The following is a 1856-nucleotide window of genomic DNA, read 5'->3' on the forward strand; positions in this document are numbered from 1 at the left end:
AGGGTCGCCGTCGCGAGGCGGAGGGTATTGCGGGAGAACGTCATCATTCTTCCTCTCGGGTGTGTCAGGGGGTGATCCGGGTGAGGGGGACTGAGGGGGCGCGGCCGGAGCGTCCGGCGCGGGCGCGGAGGACGGCGGCGAGCTTCATGGATCCGGCGGCGAACGCGAGCACGGCCATGGCCGCGACGAGGATGATCATGAAGAGCGCGGCGCCCTGCGACATGTTGCCCTGCAGGAACTGCTGGAACGCGGTCAGCGAGACCGGCTGCAGTCCGGGAGGGGCGAGCAGCATCGGCACCGAGAGGTTGCCGGCGATGAACAGCGCGGAGAGGAACCAGCCGGACAGGAAGCTGGGCACGACGAGGCGGAGCACTATCGTGACCAGCACGCGCCAGGATCCGGCGCCGGACGTGCGCCCCGCCTCCTCGAGCTCCGGGGACAGCTGCGCGAGCGCGCCCTCGGCGATCCGGCTGGAGACCGGGATCGTGGCCACGATGAGCACGAGCGTCATGAGGAACGCGGTCCCGTAGAGGCTGCGGAAGGCCGGAACGTAGAGCACCGCGAACATGTACGCGAGCGCCAGGACGATGCCGGGCAGCGCCCAGGGGATCCACACCGAGAAGGACGTGTACGAGCGGATGAAGCCGGTGCGGCGCGCCGTGACGTAGGTCGTGAGCAGGGCGACCGCGATCGAGCCGAAGCCGCCGATCACCGCGAGCCAGGCCGTGAGTCCCAGGCTTGAGCTGAACTCGGGGTCCGTGAGCATCTGCACGTAGTTGTCGAAGGTGAGCCCGGTGCTCATGACCCCGAAGATCGGTTGCAGGCTGCCGAGGATCATCGCGAACAGCGGCAGGATCAGGTTCAGCAGCAGGAACACGACGATGAGGGCGGAGAGCACCCAGCGCACTGGGCCGAGCTCCTGCGGCTCGCGGCGCGAGGTCTTGCCGGTGAGGGTCGTGAAGCTCCGCCCGCGGAGGATCCAGCGCTGCGCGAGGAAGAGCAGCAGCACGAGCACGATGAGCACGAGCGAGAGCGCGAAGGCCTTCGTGTACTCGGCGGGCGCCTGATCGCGCACGTAGTGGAAGATCTGCGTCGAGAACACGAAGATGTTGGCCTGGCGCCCGATCAGCTGGGGGCTGTCGAAGGACTGGAACACGAGCACGGCGATGAGGATCGCGGCCCCCGTGATCGCGGGCCCGACCGAGGGGATCGTGATCGTGAAGAAGGTGCGCACCGCCCCGGCGCCGCTGATCGCGGCCGCCTCGTCGAGCGACTGGTCCCGGTTCTTGAAGGCGCCGAGCATCAGCAGGTACGCGAAAGGCATGTACCCGAGCGACATGAGCAGGAACAGGCCGCCCCAGCTCTGGATGTTCATGAGCGGCCCGTGCATGCCGAGCAGGCGTCCGAACTGGTTCAGCAGGCCGTTCTGCGGGTTGCCCAGCATGATCCAGCCGAGCGTGTGGAACAGCGGCGGCACGAACAGGTTCACCGCCATGAGGGGCGTCAGCAGGCGGCGGCCTGGGACGTTGGTGTTCGCGGCGATCCAGGCGAAGAGACCGCCGCCGGCGACCGAGATCGTGCCGCACACCACCACGAGCAGCAGAGAGTTGCCCATGGTCTTCCAGGTCTCGGGATCCTGGAACGCCGCGAGCAGCCCGCCGAGCGTGAAGGGCAGGTCGTCCGAGGGGAGGCCGTCGCGGAACGCGCCGATCGCGATCATCGAGACCGGGTAGACGAACACGAGCGTCAGGGCGGCGAGGAACACCGTCCAGCCGAACCCGCCGGTCATCGAGCGCCGGATCGATGCTCGCCGGTCGCGTTCGAAGTCGCTTGCCGTCACTGCCCTCTTCTTCCGT

At 68.2% G+C, this 1856-nt stretch carries 1 protein-coding gene; it reads right to left on the reverse strand.

Translation table 11 applies throughout. The features are described 5' to 3' along the window. Nucleotides 1-64: 64 nt before the first annotated feature. On the reverse strand, nucleotides 65-1856 hold a 1792-nt coding region (locus B7X32_RS20675; RefSeq protein WP_292724066.1), incomplete at its 5' end, for an iron ABC transporter permease.

Source organism: Microbacterium sp. 13-71-7 (assembly GCF_002257455.1).
Lineage (GTDB): Bacteria > Actinomycetota > Actinomycetes > Actinomycetales > Microbacteriaceae > Microbacterium.